A 17838-nucleotide genomic window follows, 5' to 3' on the forward strand; every position below is an offset into this window, starting at 1 on the left:
TCTGATGGGGTTTATTCATTTGCTGGGAATCCTAGTTTTACCGTACTGCGGTGTCATGCAGTTTCTTTCAACGGGGCTAATTATCACTGTTAGTTTACTGTTACTAGCGGAATTACAGTGAAATATGCAATCTTCAAGTGATTACAACCAATTAACACCACAACAAAAGCAGTTTAACCAAGCACAGTGCCAATCACGTCAAATGAGCATCTAAAGTTATAAAGAAGAATTAAAATCTTACTTTAGACAGGCTTGTGTAACCAATATAGCTCTCTCTGTTGACTAGGTAGTATTCTATCCTAGAGGGAGGGTTTTTCACCCAGATGTTAACTATAATAGTTAATGAAAACAAACAACACTGTATGGGTGTTATGCCGCTGTGACCCATTATCAGACATCGAAGGAGAGCGACCGCAGATGTTTGAACAGTGTAAATAAAATAAATCAAAGGGCTTGATGGTGTGGAGTTTTTGTCGCTTCCTCCACTTTATTATCACCAAGGGAAGGTTAAATTCTTTATCAGAGCGGTCTGAGGTGGTAAACGTCTTGTGTTTTTTAGGTTATAACTTAATTTTCACACTCCAATCTCCTTAGTTCAAAATGAATTAAGGAGATTTAACTATCACCGCTAGTGCAACTATCTGTTAGTTGGGGTTTGTGTGTCAAAATATTCACGCCAACGACTAATTTTACCATCTCTAAAATCTACGACAATTACGTCATCAGCTTTATTACGACGGCCTGTCGCCTTTTCCGTATCTTCGTAGTACCATTCTACTGCTGCCTGATTTGCTCCAACAATAATCCGCTGGATGTCTATTTTGACATCTGAATACTGTTGTTTAAAATGGTTAACTTCTTCTCGAATTCTTTCTTGCCCCCGCCAGGATTGATTAGGCACGATTAGTTCCCCATCATCCGTAAATAATTGTGCAAGAGTATCGACATCTTGAGCAACCCATGCATCTTTAGCTTTTTCTATCAATATCTGGATATCTTGTTGGTTCATAGACTTACTAGCAAATAAAGGTGTGCTAAAAGTTAAGCTAACAAATATAGTTCCTAAGACTAGCCATCGAGATAACCAAAGCATCGAGATTTTTCTATCCTCAAAAGTATCAAGCTATAGAGCAGTTGTAACATTTAACCAGAAGTTGTTTGCATTGCGATCGCTCTTGCAAAAAATCATGTTTTAATTGGATGCAGAATCTCTGTAGCGTTGATGTTAATTCTACAGCCAAAATTGGCGATCGCCTTCCACTGTACCTGGAGCAATTCCTTGTAACCGCCGATAAGCTATTTTGTCAGAACCGTATAATGGGACGGGTAAGCGAGGTTCTTTCAACGCCCCGTGATGTAGCAATGTCAGTTTAAGTGTAGCTTCTATTAAACTTTCAATTGATACTTGCTGTTCATGTTCAGGATCGGGAATAACCTTTAAACGCAGAGGATAAGGTAAACCCATTTTCTCAGACTTTACTTCAGTCGTGACTAAAATTACTTCATACGGAGATAAGCGAAGAGCTAACCCTTTAGTTGGTGCTGTCACTACAGACTGCTGAAATTTATATAGTCGTGGAATCTGAGATTTTACACACTCCACCAAAATAAACTTTGAACCAATAACTTTTGCTCTTTCTCTTAAATTTTTTATTTCATCACCACAAAAATGTCCATCACGGTAAATTAGTACAGTTTTTTGTTTTAATTCAGCAGATGGTAGAAACCTTTCTAGTGTTCGTTTATCAATTGTTTCACCTTCGGTTAAAGCATCTTCTAATCGGTAACGAATAAACTCCCCTCGCTTATCATAGAGACGCACACTTGCACAGACATTTCTACTTCCAAATCCTTTCTTTTTAGAAACTCTGGAAACATCAAAGCCGATGAAATAATCAGCAATTTCTAAAGGTTCAGCTAAAATAAAGGGTAAGTTTCCTAATTTTGCTAGAATTCCTGGAATTACCTGATGAAGTATATTCCCATAATTGCTGGGATTTTTTAATGTCTCTTCATAAATTACTTGACTAGCAATTTCACGCCGGAGTAAGCGTGAAGAAATAAATGAATAAAAGCTACCATCATCACTATTATCAGCATGGCGATCGCTCTGAGGTAAAAATGTCAAAACAATATCAGTAGGAATCGCCATTAATTCATTAATAGCTTGCTCAACTTTTTCTCTATCATCAGAGACGCTTGAACTACTTACTGATACACCTAATCGATGAACAATTATGCTTTCAAACCCATAGCGTTTTAGACGTTGCTGAACTTCCCTAATAAAAGGATCTGCCTTCAAATCACAAAGTTTCAAAGCTGTAATGCGAATCGGTGTTGCTTTATCTTCATATTGAGATTGACGACGATAAACGCCTCCTTGTGATAGTCCTTTAAGGACATCTCCTCTCCTACTTATAAAATTGTGACCAGATTTATCTTTTCCAAATAGAAGTTGAGTATCTTCAAGCTTAAATTTTAGTGGCAAGAATAATTCAGAGCAATTACCGCTCTTTCTACTATTAATACAGGTTTCCGATAACACAAATCCATAAATACTTAGAGCTAGTGCAGCTTCTTTTTTGTATGAAGCCAAACTATTTTGCCGCTCTTGATAAGGAATCTTAGCTTCTTTGAGTAAATCCCCATAGTTTACATCAAATCGTTTGGCAGTGTCCTCTGTGATACAAGGAAAAAGAGCAGCCATTGCATAAGGATACCGTTTTTTATTCTTACCAAATTGCACAAGTACAACAGGTTGATCTCTAGGTGCTCCACGAATAGCGATTTCACTGGTTGATGCAGGCTTATAGTTGAGTAATTCTTCTTCACGCTGACCAATAGTTCCTTCAATATCTACAATAGTAGCTGAACTATTCTTTTCAATATCTCGAACATTTAAACCAATTAATAAATCTCTTGGATTTTGTCTATAAGGATGATTCTCGTAAAAATCAGACAGTTTTCCTTTAAATACAAAGGAACTGCGAACGGTTATAGCAATAGCTGGGTGTGAAATATTTTTAATTTCAATTACTTCTTCCCAAAATTTTGCTTCTCGTCTAACCTCAACGTTGTTAAATGGAGTAGTAAAATATGAAAATGGTCGTCTAATTTTTAATATTCTTATAGCCAGTTGAGAAAGGATATCAGCAGATATCTGTGGTTGGCTTACCCATTGGATTGAATAATAGCGATCGCCAGTATCTTTTTTCAATTCCTCTTGAATTCCTGTTAAAGCTTTTCGCCATTCATCTAAACTTCGCATTGGTTGATCAGGTTTAGCTAAAACCCAGAAATTACCATTTGCAAAAAAGACCATAATATCATCAAATTGCTGACTAAACCGCCAACTTAAGCGATTTCCTATTTCAGTATCTAATCTGGGAGTCAGTCGAAAGCAGATTAAGTTAGGTTGAGGAATATTTAGTAAAAATATCTCTGCCAAAAATATTGGGGATATATTAGTTTTTAAGGGAGATTGAAGCACACCAGCAGTCATGTAGAAACCTCTGATATAGTAAATTCACAAATTGAGTTAAACGAACAGTAGCGACAACTTATACCCGGATTTTGGGGAAATATTTGACTGAAATCAGCAGAATTTTTACGGTAGCGTCTCAAATCTTCTTGATATCGTTGAGCTATTAAAGCGAGTTCTATCTGAAAAGCCTTAAGAATGTTAGATGTTGCGCTAATAGGTTCTGACCAGTTACCATTTTCTAAGTTATAAAAAGACGCTACTGCTTTTTGCTGGGGGTATCGGTAACTAGCAGCTAGTAAATAAATATACCCTTGTCGCCGATCAAAATCAGAGTGGCCAGTTTTGAAATCTAAAATGTGCAAAGTATCATCTTCTTCGGCAAAAATGCAGTCAATCGCAGCAAAGAAGTTAAAAGATTGATTACCCTGCTTAATCAGAATTGGTTCTGGAAAACCCTCATCACCTCGGCTAAGTTGAATAATTTTCTTCTCAGCAAGAATTGGATTTTGCTGGTAGTTTGTCAGTATCTGAAGTACTCGCTGCTGAACCAAATCTGACTCTTTCCACAATTCCAGAATCTCTATCATTTGTTCTACAGCGTCTTCTTGATGTAACATCGGGAAGTTTTCATGAAACTCATAAACCCCCTTTTGTGCTAGTAATCCAATTCGCACAGGAGTGCTATCACTTGCCAAGATTGCTGCAACCGCAGGTTCTCGCGATCGCGCTTTTGTAAAACCTCGTTTCATGTCACAGTGTAAGTGTTCTTTTCCTATGGGTGGAGAGTACTGCAACCATAAGTTGTAGCTGGCAAATGGTAGCCAATTTTGGCTCATTGATGTCAAACCCCAGAATTTAGCAGAGAAAAAAGTTTTACTTAGTTAGGATTTCGTAGATTGCCGTATATACACCAATCTCGGTTGCCATTTCCAAGGTATGCAAGCCTTCTAGCATCTGTTCCGCAGCTTTTATGAGTTGTGGATTGCGGCTTGATTTTTGAATTTCTTCAAGCAGAACTGGTAAAGGTCTACCAACAGAAAAGGACAATTGTTCAAAAGTTACAGGTTGTTCTTTCATTAAATTGAGTACTCATATTTTAGGTAGGTATAATTTAAAGCTCAAAAAAATGGAAATTGGCGATCGCACGGGTTATGCGATGAGTTATACTGAAATTATTGCACACAATGACCATGTTGACCAATTTAATCAAGTTTGTCAAGATAGCTCAGGAAATTTTGGGAACACTAAAGTGAGTAGAACTTTTGGCCATATTATTCGTACAAGCCGCAAGGAAAAGGAACTCAGTCAGCGTGAGATGGCTAAATTGATAGGTGTGGATTACACCTACCTATCCAAACTAGAGAATGATCATGCTGGGTATCCTCCTAGTGAGGATGTCATTCATAAATTAGCCCTTCACCTAAATTTGAATGAAGAAGAGTTAAGACACCTTGCTGGTCGAATTACGCCTGATGACACAAAAGTTTTTGAGGATTTGGTCAAAAAGTATAAGCAAATGCCTGCTTTATTACGCCGAATGAGGGATGAGCCTGACTTCGCTCACAAATTACTCAGGGAAACAACAAAATCAGAAGGTGAGGAGAAGTAGAGTTAACGGTGAACAAACAGCATTCCTTCATTTCCCAAGATGAATCAGAGTTAAAAGTTATTAAGCCGTATCGCTTCATTCCCAAACATGACATTGAGCGTCGAGCGACAGACGTTCTCATGTATGTGCAAGCAAAGCGCCGACTTCCTCTCAAATGGCCAATTGATGCTGGTTATATGGCGGAAGCTCTAGGATTGGATATGGATTGTGGGGAAATACCTGCTGATGAGTATGGAGCGATCGCAGCTATGATTTTACCCACCGAACGTAAGATTATAATGAATGAAAATCATCGTGATCTACCTCAAGGATTTGAAGAGTCATCAATAGCTCACGAAATTGGACACTGGATACTTCATATAGATCAAAATAAGGTTTCTAGATTTTTAGAACTCCAAGAAATGGGTATTGAAAAAACTGTAGAACCATTTTTATGCCGCAGTGTTAGTACTCAGCAAGGCATTGAATGGCAAGCTCAGTATTTTGCAAGTTGCTTTCTCATGCCACTTTTTAAACTAGAAGAAGTGCAAAGAGGACGTAATTTAACTATTTGGAAACATCTTTATGCAATGAAAGATGAGCTTGGTGTCACAATTTCTAATTTAAAAAACCGCCTACAAGACCTTGGCTGGATTTCTATTCCCAAGGGTTCTAAGCAAATCTATCCTGGTAAAACTGCACCGAATGGGCAGACAAATTTATTTAATAGGTAAAGTGCGATCGCCATTATCTCATCAAGCGATCGCACCTTACACACCACTAAACTAGAAGTAAGATGCTCACAATAGCTTATGAACGCCACGACAACCACTTCACCTTCTACACTCAAATTGAAAATAGACTTAACTGATGAGCAATTTTTCCAGATGTGTCAGCAAAACCGCGATTATCGATTTGAGCGTACAGCATCAGGGGAATTATTAATTATGCCACCTACAGGTAGTGATACTGGCAACCGTAACTTTGATATGGTTGTTGAGTTAGGAATCTGGAATAAACAGACTAAATTAGGCAAAGGTTTTGATTCTTCAACTGGCTTCACCCTACCCAATGGTGCAGAACGTTCTCCCGATGCTTCTTGGGTGAAAATTGAGCGGTGGAATGCTTTAACCCCAGAACAACAAGAAAAATTTGCCCCAATTTGTCCTGATTTTGTAGTAGAGTTACGTTCTCGTACTGATTCCTTGAAAGAATTGCAGGAGAAAATGCAGGAGTATATCGAAAATGGCGCTCAATTAGGCTGGTTAATTGATCGGAAAAACAAGCGAGTAGAAATCTATCGTCCAGGTAAAGATGTAGAGATATTAGACAATCCTGGTAGTTTATCAGGGGAAAATATCCTACCTGGATTTGTGTTGGATTTACAGCAGATTATGTAGCTTTATCGGTTAGGATACACATGGCGCATTTCAAAGCGACTTTGTTCCCAAAGTGGTAGCAAAGCCTGTTTAGCAGCATTTAATTTAGCTTGCGTAAAAGAGATTTTCCCATTTTCTATAATCCAAATAAATGTCCGAGTTATCAAATCTGCGTTGAAACTATTCTCATATTGACAATTATTTATTCTTGTTACTTGCTGATCTAAGCAATTTATAGCATATTTAAAAGTAAAGTTTTTCCAATCTGTGGAATTGCTAGGATTTTCTTCTTGCGTATTTTTCCACTCAACCCTATGCAAATTTCCGATAATATAGTCTATACCTGTTATGGACGAATCAGTATTACGCACCAAATTTGTATAGGCTTGGTAATATGGTTTCAACAGAGAAGCAGCAATATTTTCCACATATATATGTAGCCAAGATTGGATGTCGCGAAGATAAGGTGCTAAATCTCTAATATTATCAATTTCTTTAATAAGCGCCCGATCCATTGTGTAATTTGTTATTTTGGCTAGCAATTCAGCTTCAGCTAATTGAGCCTTTGCTAAGTAATAATTAATAACTTTTGGAATATATTTCTCTAATAACCACTGTTTGGTATATCTAGCTGTCCAAATTCCCTGGACTCCAATATCTTGCTGCCATAAGGTAAATTTACCTGTCTCAATAGATTGTAAATTAACGTCATTTAGCTGATAAATTATATTAATTTGATTATTAGGCAATAAATCAAAACTTCTATCAATTTTCGCTAAGATAAATGTATGATCGCGAATTCCTCGACTGACTCTAATTGATATATCTTTTCTATAGAATAGATGCCATTCTGACTTGCCTTTAGTATAATCAAATTCATTAGCAAACTGCTGCATTAACTCCCATAATTCTTGTCTTACAGAAAAAAGGATAAAACCTCGACTTTCTGAAAACTTTACGAATTCAAAATTCCATGTTTCTAAAGCATTTTCAAATTCAATGATTAAATTTTTATATTCTTGGCAAACTCCATCAATACACAAACACAAGTCTACTGCTTCTAACTCTGATAAAATTAGAGTTGTATGACCTAAATATACCTCGAAAGTATTTTTATCTAACTGTTTAAAAAACCGACGACATCCCCAATCTGCCTGGGTGTGCAATCCAGTCATTAATTGACCTAAAATATCTTGATGATTTAAGTAAATTTTTAGACCTCTTAAAATGATGCTGCTGAATTCTATTTCACAATTACCCTCTCCAAAAGCTTTGGGTAAATTACATGCGATCGCTACTTTTGGTTTCACAATAACTAAGTGGTAGCCTTCTCTGGTAGTGGAAGGCTCAAAATCACATTTTTCTAAAACATCCTGTAAATCTGGATAGCGTCTGATAAATCTTTCTGTTAAGTTATATTTAGTATATGTTAAAATACTTGCTGTATTTTTATCGATTTTTTTAACTGAATCAAAATTTAGCTGATTATAAAATTTTGAGGCAATATCATAATTTCTAAGCGCATCTATATTTGTATCAAATATTGACTCTTCTTTATGATAACGTAGCTGTTGGAAAACCTTGATTTGATATCCGTTAGTAACAATAAAAAATAGTGTTTTAAAATGATTACTATAAAACTTGGCTTGCTCAATAGCGTCATTTAATTTAGTTTGATGCGGTTTTATTGCTTCAATAAAAATAAGTGAAGTATCTGTATTTTGTTGCTTAATATCATCTGTTGTATAATAAATCTGAGCAATTTCTGGATTTATCCCGTACTTTCCTGATTTAGATATTTTTAAAGGGTATTCACTATGACATTTATCTGGATAACAGAGATAGTGAAACATTGGGAAAATAAACTTTTCTTTGACATCATCTTCATTTCGTAAAATCCGATGGTCAAAACCTTGTATCCATGTGATGAATTGTTTAATTGACTCTGGAATAGTCATCAGATAATCTACCTGCTAGTATAAATTTGCTATGCCTTATTTTGTTTGTATAATTAGCAATTTATCAAGTCAGATTGGATAGTATAGTGATTGTGAATACTATAATGAAACCATTCGTCTTGAACTTGACCTGGAAGCATCTCACTTTTGTAAAAATATGCCCAGCCCTGGCGAATAGAATTTGTACGCCAGTTGCTTTAAGTTGGCAAAGCCGGACGCCAGTCACCAGATCAGGGAAACCCCAGGCGGGGTTGTGTTGTACGTAACCGAAATTTAATTGTGCGCGATCGCCTAATTAGATAACCCTATAATTAATAATCCACGACTTGGGTTATTAGTACTAACAGTAACTGAATTATTTATATTTTTAGTGAGATATTTTTGCAATATACATAAGCAATCTGTAAGTAAGTTTAAGGTTAAATTAAGGGCGTTACAAAATCGAAAGGTGATTCAGTAACGCCCTTAACTTAATTTATTAATCCTCGACAATCAAATGTCTAGCTACACACTTATGGTTGAAATTAGCTCAGTAAAGAACGTAGGAAATTAGCTGGGGCTTTCACTACTGAACAAACTATTAATTAAGCAAAGGTAAAAATTGGCGAATTAACCCAATTGTGACTGCTGGCAATTCCAATTGCGGTGTTAACCCCACATCTTCCAACTGTTGAAAAAATCGGATCGCTTGGGGATTAATTTCCGCAAGGCGGCGACCAATTGAGGGGCCTGTAAATTCTGACCTTTGTCCCCAAATAATGGCGGTAGGAGTGGTCAACTGTTGAATGAAAAGGGATAAATCAAAGCATAAATCGCCACGGACAAAGGACAGTGCTGCATACTCAGCATTAGGCTGTTGAGCGGATTGTAAATAAGCATCTACAATTTCTTGGTACACTCGATTAGACTGAGCAAATTGCCGTTGCTCTAAGAAGCTGCGAATACCCCCACTGGTGGCTATTCCAGTGCTGTAAAGTAAACGGTCAACAAGGGGAACGCTGACTAACTGGGCAAAAAAACTATTGGAGTAGTCTTCGCCAAAGTCGGAAAGTCCTGAGGGGGTAGTGAGAATTAAAGACTTGAATAAATCCGGATGAGCTGCTGCTACTCGAATTGTAAATCCTGCGGTTAAAGAAGAAGCGATCGCTGTTACTGGCCCAGTACAAGTCTGCTCGAAAAACTCCCGAATCGTGGTCAAATAATCCTCAATCTGATAACTCCGTGCCGGATGCTCAGACCTACCCCAACCGATTAAATCTGGCGCAATCACCCGATATTCGGCGGCAAAAGCCGGATAAACTTTCGACCACTCATAAGCAGAAGATCCACCACCAAAGCCGTGCAGAAACACTAAAGTTTCCCGATCATCTTTGGTAGTTAGATTGTCCAGCCAAGGTGACCCAGCGGCAGTATAATATACCATTCTACCTAGCGAGGTATTTATGGAGCGTTGTTCAAATCCTGGTGGTTGAAACATAAGTATTTTTTGTTGATTGTAGTGATTAGTTGGCATAAGTGAAAGGAGAAACCTGCAACGCAGGGATACGAGGACACGGGGACACGGAAACAGTATTTGATAATTTCTTTGCGTCTTCTTCCCTCTTTGCGTCTTCCCTTCCTCGTGTCTTTTTTGGTCACCCTGGATGCTTACGTGTTTAGTTCAAACTCCCCACTCATTGTTATTATCAGCGAACTAATCACTCTAAGACTTCTTGCCACCGTCAGATTAAGTAAATATAAAATTACTGGATCACTTGTAAAGATTTGGTGAATTTTTTCACAATAAAAAGTAACTTAACGTTGTAATTACTGTTTTATAAGGGTTTCTTACGGTAGCGAGTATCACTAAAGCGTGAATAAAACAAAAGTTTTCGTGGTAGTCTATCAAGAAACTAATAAATAATTTTGAGCGTCAAGAATAGTTGAAAGGCTTATTTTAATAAACTATTAATTCTACTTATATACGTAGAAATAATAGTTTTTGATGTATAACTAATCTGATTATTCTCTAAGTAATCGTAAGGCGGGATGTCATGGTAAAGCAGGCTACTCTTCAATCAAATAAACTGCCAACGATTGAAGACGCTAAATTTGCGCTTGACAACTTTAATATACAAAACGAAATTACAGCTTCAGTTTGGCAAGGTCAGGTTGAGTCAGCTATTAACCCTGCCAGAGTGACTGTACCTACTTGTATTTGTTTAGACTTAGAAAACTTGAAGTGTTTTGAAGCAGTAGAGCGCCAGTATGAACGCTGGGGAGTTATTTTCCACAATTGTCTAGCAATACAACCATCAAATCCAGCATTTCCAACCTATTCAGGGCTAACAGTTTTAATGGGAGCGCCTAAAAGCGGATTTTTAGAAGCTACTTTCTTGCATCCGGTTAACTCGGTTAGCGCCTTTGTCACTAGTTCGCAACGGCTAGTGCTTTCCGCCTATGATCGCGATCAGCAATTGCTCAGTCAAACTGCACTACCAAGCGCTAATCTTGCTAATTCAGACTCGGCAATTTCTCCCAATACCTTATTATCTATAACTGTGAATAACATTTACAGCGTTACCTTTTGTGCTTTTGATGGTCAATTCACCCTTGATAACTTTCGTTTTTGTCTTTAACCTAAAACGTTAAAAACTCAGTGACCAAATTAATCTTACTTGCCCAGTCAGGGTATTCTTTTAGAGTATATTGATCATCAAATTACACTCCCAGGTACTGGCAAAGTATGAAGTATAAATTAATTCAATATGATTAATTTTTTAGCCTACCCGACTGCAAGGGCTTTGCCAAACGTCAAACGGGTTCTCCTTTAGAGTATAGGAACGACTGTACCGAATAGCCTAGTACCGCATTCGCCAAATTCAAAATTCAAAATTTAAAAAGCCTTTATGCCCTTGCTCTGAGCCATTTAAAATGGTATCTTGATTTCCGCCGTCCTGTACTATTCTACTATCCGTGCATGAAAACCGGGCATCTTGTGGTTTGGGCCTTCACCCTTTCTTCATCCCTAGTAAAACTTATACAATAGGTAATTTCGTAATCAAGTAGGTAAACACTGTGGCACAGGCTTCGTCTTCTTGGCAGCAATTGATCAATCAGATCCCCAACTGGAACTGGTCGCTGACAAAATTCAAGACAAAGGGAGCTACAAAGCAGCAAACATTTAAGCGCTTCTCTGGACCTGGGGGCTTTCTTGGGTTCCTGACAATCGTTGTTGCTATGTTGTTGTGGAACTGGAAACTGCTATTGGCTCTCTTAATCGGCGTTGGGATAATGGTATTGGTTTACTCAATGCAGGAGTGGGACTGGCAATTGCACTGGTCTAAGATACGTAAGTTCTTAAACAGTTCAAATCGTCGGTTAGCCTTAGCAGTCGTCAGTGGTGGTCTTGCTACTGTCAGCACTTACATGGCAGCTGCAATTTGGGTTGACTCTCACAGTCCCTGGATTGCCGCTGGTGCTATTGTGCAAGGTGTTGGAACGCTGTTAACTTTAATTTTATTGGTATGGCAAATTGTCAACTTCCATGAAAATCGAGAAGAAGATCACCTCGATCAGTTGTTGGTCAATTTAACAGAAAAAGATCCATTGAAGCGGTTGATTGCCCTACGTCAACTAACTAAATTCATCAGCCGTAAGCGAGTTGATTCTACAGTGCAGCAAGATGTTGTCGAATGCTTGCAACTTTTACTCAGTCGAGAGGAGGAAGTTGTGATCCGAGAGGCAGCTTTTAAGAGTTTACAAGCCTGCGATCGCCTACAAGTCGTAGCAGCCAAAACAGCAGCAACTTTGGCACCCTTATCTGCAAAAGTCAAACACCACCTTTATTAATTATTTGTCCTTTGTGTTTTGCAAATAACCAATAACCAATAACCAATGACCAATCACCAATCACTAATCACCAACGACCAATCACCAATGACTAATGACTAATGACCAATGACTAATGACTAATAGACATCTCCAGAAAAGAATGTAGAGACGCGAAATTTCGCGTCTCTACAAGGGTTTGAGTGAACGCATAATTAATTTTCGGAAATATCTAATGACCAATGACCAATGACCAATGACCAATGACCAATGACCAATGACCAATGACTAATGACTATTTTCGAGACAGCCGTCCATTGCGAACTTGCACTACCGAATGATTGCACCGCCTTACCAATTGTTCATCGTGGGTGGTAACAATTACTGTAGCCCCAAAGGAATTTAACTTCTGGAGAATCTGGATCACTTGCCAAGAATTATCTAAATCGAGATTTCCAGTCGGCTCATCCGCTAACAGCAGCGGTGGTGTGCCAACGATCGCACGAGCAATACTCACCCGCTGTTGCTCTCCCCCAGACAGTTGATCTGGAAAGCAGTCAGCTTTTGTCAGTAAACCTACCAGCTTCAAGGTTGGTTCTAGGCGTCGTTGAATTTCTTTACGGGTATACCCTTGAGCTTGCAGCACAAAAGTCACATTTTCCGCTACTGTTCGTCGGGTAATCAGTTTGTAGTCTTGAAATACAATGCCAATCCGTCGCCGCAATAATGACAAGCGATCGCCCCGTAAATCGGCTACATTACATTCATCAACAATTACTTCTCCCTGTGTGGGCAACTCCTGGCCATACAGCAGTTTCAAAAGTGTTGATTTACCAGAACCGCTTGGCCCGGTGATAAACAGAAATTCTCCCTTTTTTACCTCAAGGTTCGCATTCAACAAGGCGTGAGTGCCATTAGCATAGGTCTTGGTTACAGATTGCAATTGCACCTTTGCAGTAGTATTACTACCGTGCTGTTGAGTTTCACTGTCCTCTCTATGAACGGATTTGTCTGTCTTAACTTGAGTTGTTAATACTGGCATTGTTAAATTTTCCTCATACCCACAATCAAATAGCTTGCGGGCTTAGATTTGATATTCTCCCCAAAATAAGGATTCCCAGGTTTCGCCTGGGAATTTAAAACTCAACAAAGAAAATTTAAAATTTTTAGAAGACTTCAGTACTAACTAAGTAAAAACACTTAGCACTCTTGACTATAGCCCTTCTCGGTTGAGTCCAATACAGACCTAACAAGAATAGCCCCAACGCTACAAGGGTTGGGGGGTAAGATTCAAAGCCTCTCTCCTTATAAAAGAGAGGTTTGGAGAGAAGTCAAAGTGTATTGCATACAAACGAGAAACGTTATAATTGCACCCCTTGCTGTCAAACGATAAACAAACGCTTTGCCAGCAAACGCTGGCAAAGCCAACATCCGCCGCCAACGCCAAGGTTCTTGATAAAGCCGATACAACCATTCCAAATTATTATTTCCTAACCAGGCAGGAGCACGAGTTTTAGTTCCCGACCAAATATCAAAACTGCCACCAACGCCAATCCAAATTGCTTGAGGACACAAATGGCGGTTTTCGGCAATCCATAACTCTTGACGTGGCACTCCCAAACCGACAAAAATCACTTGTGGCCGCAATTGAGCTAAAGTTTGTCGCAATCGTGCTTCTTCTTCTGGGGAATGGTAGCCTGAGTGAGTGCCTGCTATACTCAAATCTGGAATTTGCTGCTGCCAAAACTCTGCCGCAATTGAGGCTACTCCAGGCGCTCCTCCATAGAAAAATACCTTTGCCCCTGTCTTCTGTTGCCCAAGTTCTTGCAAAAGTTTTTCTGCTAATTCAATCCCCGGAAAACGCTGCACTTTTTGCCATAACAGCCACCGCAAATACAAAACAACCCCGGCTCCATCTGGAATCACTAGTTCAGCATTTTTAATCACCTGAGCTAAGAATTGATTTCGCTCTGCCTGCATAGTCATTTCTGCATTGAGCGTTACTACATGAGTTCCTCTGCCTGCGTGCAGGCATTCTAACAACCAGCCTGGATAGTTAGCCATCACATGAACTGGTATTCCCAACACTGAAAATGCTTGATTACCACTAGACATAGCCTATTCTTGATTAAGCCTCACACCAGATTTTACTTAAATGTTAAGTTTATCAAATTTTTTTATATTAGAACTTAGGCAGGAGAGATTTCCCATTGCCCTGCAACAAGAGAAAGCATAATTAAACTAATTAGTCTTGGGCGCTTGTATTTGAGCTAAACTAATCCAAATTTTATTGTTGTTAAAGTGTAATATTCACTTAAGTAGGTGGGTGGGAAAATTTATAAGTATGTCATTGCGAGTGAAACGGAGTGCAACGTACTCCTACGGAGAAGCAAGCTACGCCTTGGTCTCGTAGAGAAGCAATCACAAGGACTTTGACGGTTTTACATTTTGTTACATAGTTAGGTTAATTTGTGCCTACCTACTTAGGATAAAACGCTCAATTCACAACTCTGGTTCCGGGAACAGAAGCCCCCACTATACTGCTTGCAATTAGTGTGGGAGTATGTCACGAAACTCGACTTTACGGTTAAGGTAGTGTAACGGGCTGAAGTTGGCTATGAGTAAAATTCGTATCGCTCTGATTGAAGATCATGACCTAACTCGTGTAGGTATTCGGACAGCATTACTGCAAAAGGATGAAATTGAAGTTGTAGGTGAAGCTGCCAATGCTGCTGAGGGGCTAAAAATGTTAAAAACGGTACAACCAGATATTGCCATTGTAGATATTGGTTTACCAGATAAGGATGGTATTGAACTGACACGGGAGGTAAAATCTATTGCTAATGGGCAGCAGCTAGTCACAAAGGTGTTAATTTTGACGCTGCGGGATAACAAAGAAGCTGTGTTGGCAGCTTTTGCAGCTGGTGCAGACTCTTACTGTATGAAAGATATCAAATTCGATAATTTGCTGGAAGCAGTGCGAGTAACTTACAATGGCAACGCCTGGATCGATCCGGCGATCGCTCGGATTGTATTACAACAAGCGCAACAAAATCCCCAAAAGTTGGAATCGGCTTTTGTAGATACCAAGACTATTGCCCCTAACTCTGATTCTTTTGAAAATCTGGAAGGAATTCAACCTTACACCCTGACAGAAAGGGAATTAGAAGTGTTACAGTTGATTGTCGAAGGTTGTAGTAATGCAGTAATTGCAGAAAGACTTTACATCACTGTTGGCACTGTTAAAACTCACGTTCGCAATATTTTAAATAAGCTATGTGCCGATGACCGTACCCAAGCAGCAGTCCGCGCCTTGCGTTCTGGGTTGGTTGGATAAAGTTAATTTTGGTATGGAGCAATTGAGGATGATTAAGGGAAACTCACAACTTTGAGAAAGTTTTATTTTCAAAGTGAATGGCTTCTCTGATTTTTTGTTAATTATCAGGTGGGATAAACATCACGCTATCTCGCCATTCAAATATGTGAAAACTAAAGTCAAATATGGCTGATATCGGGATGGACAAACTCAAGCTCATGGTGGTAGACGATGAGCCAGATAACTTAGATTTACTCTACCGCACTTTTAGGCGAGATTATCAAGTATATAAAGCCAATCATGCCTTTGGTGCTCTAGAAATCTTGGATCAATTTGGCGAGATGGCGGTGATTATTTCTGACCAAAGAATGCCAGAAATGAATGGCACCGAATTTTTTAGTCGCACCGTCGAGCGCTTTCCAGACACGATTCGGATTTTGTTAACTGGTTTTACTGATGTCGAAGATTTGGTAGATGCGATTAACTCTGGTCAGGTATTCAAGTACATTACCAAACCCTGGAATCCGGATCGGCTTAGAGGGTTAGTTGAGCAAGCCAGTGATACATATCGCCTAGTTAAGAAGCGCACGCAAGAGTTGAGTCGATCCCTACGGCGAGAATCTTTGTTTAATGCGGTAACAACAGCAATTCGGGAATCTTTAGACTACGACAGTATGCTGCAAAAGATTGTAGCAACTATTGGACAAAGATTTGAAGCTACCAGTTGCTTGCTCAGACCAGTAGAGGGCGATCGCCTCACACAAGACGAGTTCTTATACCGCGATCCTCAATCCCGTGTATTAGATTTCTTCTTCGATTCCAGTGTTTTAATTGAAAAAGTGCTGGAAACACGTCATTATCAACTTGCTCAAGAAATATACGACGGCAACCCTTGTCACCATCTGGTTGTACCACTTAGTTACCAGCAGCATTTGTTGGCTGTACTAGCCCTCCACCAATGGGGAAGCGATCGCCCCTGGCAAGACGAAGACATCCAACTGATTGCAGGTGTTGCCGAACAAGCAGCCTTAGCCCTCTCTCAAGCAAAACTCTACCAGCGTCTCCAAGAAAAGCAACAGCAGATTTATAATGAGTTGGAGGTAGCTCGCCAAATTCAATACAACTTGCTACGCCAAAGTTTACCTGACATCAAAGGTGTGAAGGTACAAGCCTGCTGTTACCCGGCGCGAGAAGTAGGAGGCGATTTTTTTGAAGTTTTTGTTCATCCCAAAGGCGATTTGTGGTTGGCAGTGGGTGATGTCTCTGGCAAGGGCGTCCCAGCTGCTTTATTTATGGCTAGTATTATTTCAGTTTTACGCCGGGAATTATCTCAAGAAGCACCAGCCGAGCCGAATGTGGTCATGCAAAACCTCAACCACGCTCTCAGTGAAGATTTAATTAGCAACAATTATTTCATCACCCTTGTGTTAGCCTGTTATACCCCTACCACTAAGGAACTCGTCTACACTAATGCCGGTCATATCTATCCACTGTTATGGTCACGCCAAGGCGCTTTAGCCGACAATCCCAATTACCTGAAAGTCCGCAGCGTTCCTTTGGGGATCTTGCCTAAGTGGCAGGCACAATCTGGTCGTTTGGTTCTCGCTGCTGGAGACACATTGTTACTTGCCAGCGATGGAATTACAGAAGCAATGATCTCAAATGATTTGAATTTAGCAGTAAAAAGCGAGACTGGCGTTGAGCCAGTTAACCGTTCTATGCTGAATCAAGATGGTCTTTGGCAACTCTTACAACAAGAGCAACAACCGCTTTCTCTTAACCATTTACTAGCTCGCATCCAAGCCGATAACCAAGTTCAAGAAGATGATCAAACTATACTTTCACTGGAGATTTTGTAAGTCATGAAAAGTGAGCTTCATGTACCAAGTGACTTGAATTTTCTGAATATTGTCGAAAACTGGTTGCTGGGATGTTTGAAAATCCAGTTAGGAGAATCTGTGGATTGGTCGCGGCAATCAAGTCGTTTGAGACTGGCTTTGGTAGAAGCCTACTCAAATGCAGTCCGTCATGCTCACAAGGACAAACCAAATTTACCGATTTTACTACGTTTGGAAGTGAAAAACCGGGATCTTGCCCTGGAAGTTTGGGACTACGGCGAAGGTTTTGATATGTCTACCTATTACGCTCCAAACCCGATGGAAAAACAAGAAGGTGGTTATGGTTGGCTTATTATGAATCGTCTCATGGATAAAGTAGATTACCAGTTGCAGATTAATGGTGCCAACTGTCTCAAGTTAGAAGCTACTTTACCCGAATTAGTCCAATAGACAAAAGCTACTATT

General features: G+C 39.4%; 16 protein-coding genes. 8 read left to right on the plus strand and 8 right to left on the minus strand.

Annotated features, from left to right (window positions below; genetic code table 11):
- Window positions 1–637 precede the first annotated feature (637 nt).
- The 4 genes from V7K85_RS21445 to V7K85_RS21460 form a co-directional block, all read right to left on the minus strand.
- Window positions 638–1093, minus strand: coding sequence for a nuclear transport factor 2 family protein (locus tag V7K85_RS21445; RefSeq protein ID WP_334816351.1), 456 nt, complete (start codon window positions 1091–1093; stop codon window positions 638–640).
- 138 nt (window positions 1094–1231) lie between these two features.
- Window positions 1232–3448, minus strand: a complete 2217-nt coding sequence (locus tag V7K85_RS21450; protein WP_334816353.1) for a Piwi domain-containing protein — start codon at window positions 3446–3448, stop codon at window positions 1232–1234.
- Between the two features lie 50 nt (window positions 3449–3498).
- Complete coding sequence (locus V7K85_RS21455) at window positions 3499–4320, minus strand: PD-(D/E)XK nuclease family protein (RefSeq protein WP_334816355.1); 822 nt, start codon at window positions 4318–4320, stop codon at window positions 3499–3501.
- 37 nt (window positions 4321–4357) lie between these two features.
- Window positions 4358–4561, minus strand: a complete 204-nt coding sequence (locus tag V7K85_RS21460; protein ID WP_334792873.1) for a hypothetical protein — start codon at window positions 4559–4561, stop codon at window positions 4358–4360.
- Window positions 4562–4610: 49 nt separating this feature from the next.
- Here V7K85_RS21460 and V7K85_RS21465 point away from each other — a divergent pair, with 49 nt between their 5' ends.
- The 3 genes from V7K85_RS21465 to V7K85_RS21475 all read left to right on the plus strand — a co-directional run bounded on the left by V7K85_RS21465 (window position 4611) and on the right by V7K85_RS21475 (window position 6472).
- The gene (locus tag V7K85_RS21465) at window positions 4611–5093 is read left to right on the plus strand and encodes a helix-turn-helix domain-containing protein (protein WP_334816357.1); all 483 of its coding nucleotides are present in this window, start codon (window positions 4611–4613) and stop codon (window positions 5091–5093) included.
- An 8-nt stretch (window positions 5094–5101) separates the two neighbouring features.
- Window positions 5102–5806: an ImmA/IrrE family metallo-endopeptidase gene (locus tag V7K85_RS21470; RefSeq protein ID WP_334816359.1), complete on the plus strand. Its 705-nt coding sequence runs from the start codon at window positions 5102–5104 to the stop codon at window positions 5804–5806.
- 78 nt (window positions 5807–5884) lie between these two features.
- The gene (locus V7K85_RS21475; protein WP_334816361.1) at window positions 5885–6472 is read left to right on the plus strand and encodes a Uma2 family endonuclease; all 588 of its coding nucleotides are present in this window, start codon (window positions 5885–5887) and stop codon (window positions 6470–6472) included.
- A 2-nt stretch (window positions 6473–6474) separates the two neighbouring features.
- Here the strand turns inward: V7K85_RS21475 and V7K85_RS21480 are convergent, their stop codons facing one another.
- Together V7K85_RS21480 and V7K85_RS21485 are read right to left on the minus strand one after the other, a co-directional pair.
- Complete coding sequence (locus tag V7K85_RS21480) at window positions 6475–8409, minus strand: type I restriction enzyme HsdR N-terminal domain-containing protein (RefSeq protein WP_334816363.1); 1935 nt, start codon at window positions 8407–8409, stop codon at window positions 6475–6477.
- Window positions 8410–8989: 580 nt separating this feature from the next.
- Window positions 8990–9886, minus strand: a complete 897-nt coding sequence (locus V7K85_RS21485) for an alpha/beta fold hydrolase (protein WP_334816365.1) — start codon at window positions 9884–9886, stop codon at window positions 8990–8992.
- Between the two features lie 556 nt (window positions 9887–10442).
- Here V7K85_RS21485 and V7K85_RS21490 point away from each other — a divergent pair.
- Entirely contained in the window at window positions 10443–11027 is a 585-nt protein-coding gene (locus tag V7K85_RS21490) for a hypothetical protein (RefSeq protein WP_334816367.1), read from the plus strand.
- A 439-nt stretch (window positions 11028–11466) separates the two neighbouring features.
- The gene (locus V7K85_RS21495) at window positions 11467–12240 is read left to right on the plus strand and encodes an armadillo-type fold-containing protein (protein ID WP_334816369.1); all 774 of its coding nucleotides are present in this window, start codon (window positions 11467–11469) and stop codon (window positions 12238–12240) included.
- A gap of 274 nt (window positions 12241–12514) precedes the next feature.
- Here V7K85_RS21495 and ftsE read toward each other — a convergent pair whose 3' ends face one another.
- Entirely contained in the window at window positions 12515–13261 is a 747-nt protein-coding gene (gene ftsE, locus V7K85_RS21500; protein WP_334816371.1) for a cell division ATP-binding protein FtsE, read from the minus strand.
- 263 nt (window positions 13262–13524) lie between these two features.
- Window positions 13525–14334, minus strand: a complete 810-nt coding sequence (locus tag V7K85_RS21505; protein WP_334816373.1) for a WecB/TagA/CpsF family glycosyltransferase — start codon at window positions 14332–14334, stop codon at window positions 13525–13527.
- 502 nt (window positions 14335–14836) lie between these two features.
- Between V7K85_RS21505 and V7K85_RS21510 the strand changes: the two genes are divergently transcribed.
- From V7K85_RS21510 to V7K85_RS21520, 3 genes are all read left to right on the plus strand, one after another.
- Window positions 14837–15556 carry a response regulator transcription factor gene (locus V7K85_RS21510; protein ID WP_334816375.1) on the plus strand — a complete coding sequence of 240 codons (720 nt, stop codon included), beginning with the start codon at window positions 14837–14839 and terminating at the stop codon, window positions 15554–15556.
- Between the two features lie 164 nt (window positions 15557–15720).
- Complete coding sequence (locus tag V7K85_RS21515; protein ID WP_334816377.1) at window positions 15721–17394, plus strand: SpoIIE family protein phosphatase; 1674 nt, start codon at window positions 15721–15723, stop codon at window positions 17392–17394.
- Between the two features lie 3 nt (window positions 17395–17397).
- A complete protein-coding gene (locus V7K85_RS21520) occupies window positions 17398–17823 on the plus strand; it encodes an ATP-binding protein (RefSeq protein ID WP_334816379.1) in 426 nt (141 codons plus the stop codon).
- Window positions 17824–17838: the final 15 nt, after the last annotated feature.

This window comes from Nostoc sp. (assembly GCF_036917615.1).
Lineage (GTDB): Bacteria > Cyanobacteriota > Cyanobacteriia > Cyanobacteriales > Nostocaceae > Nostoc.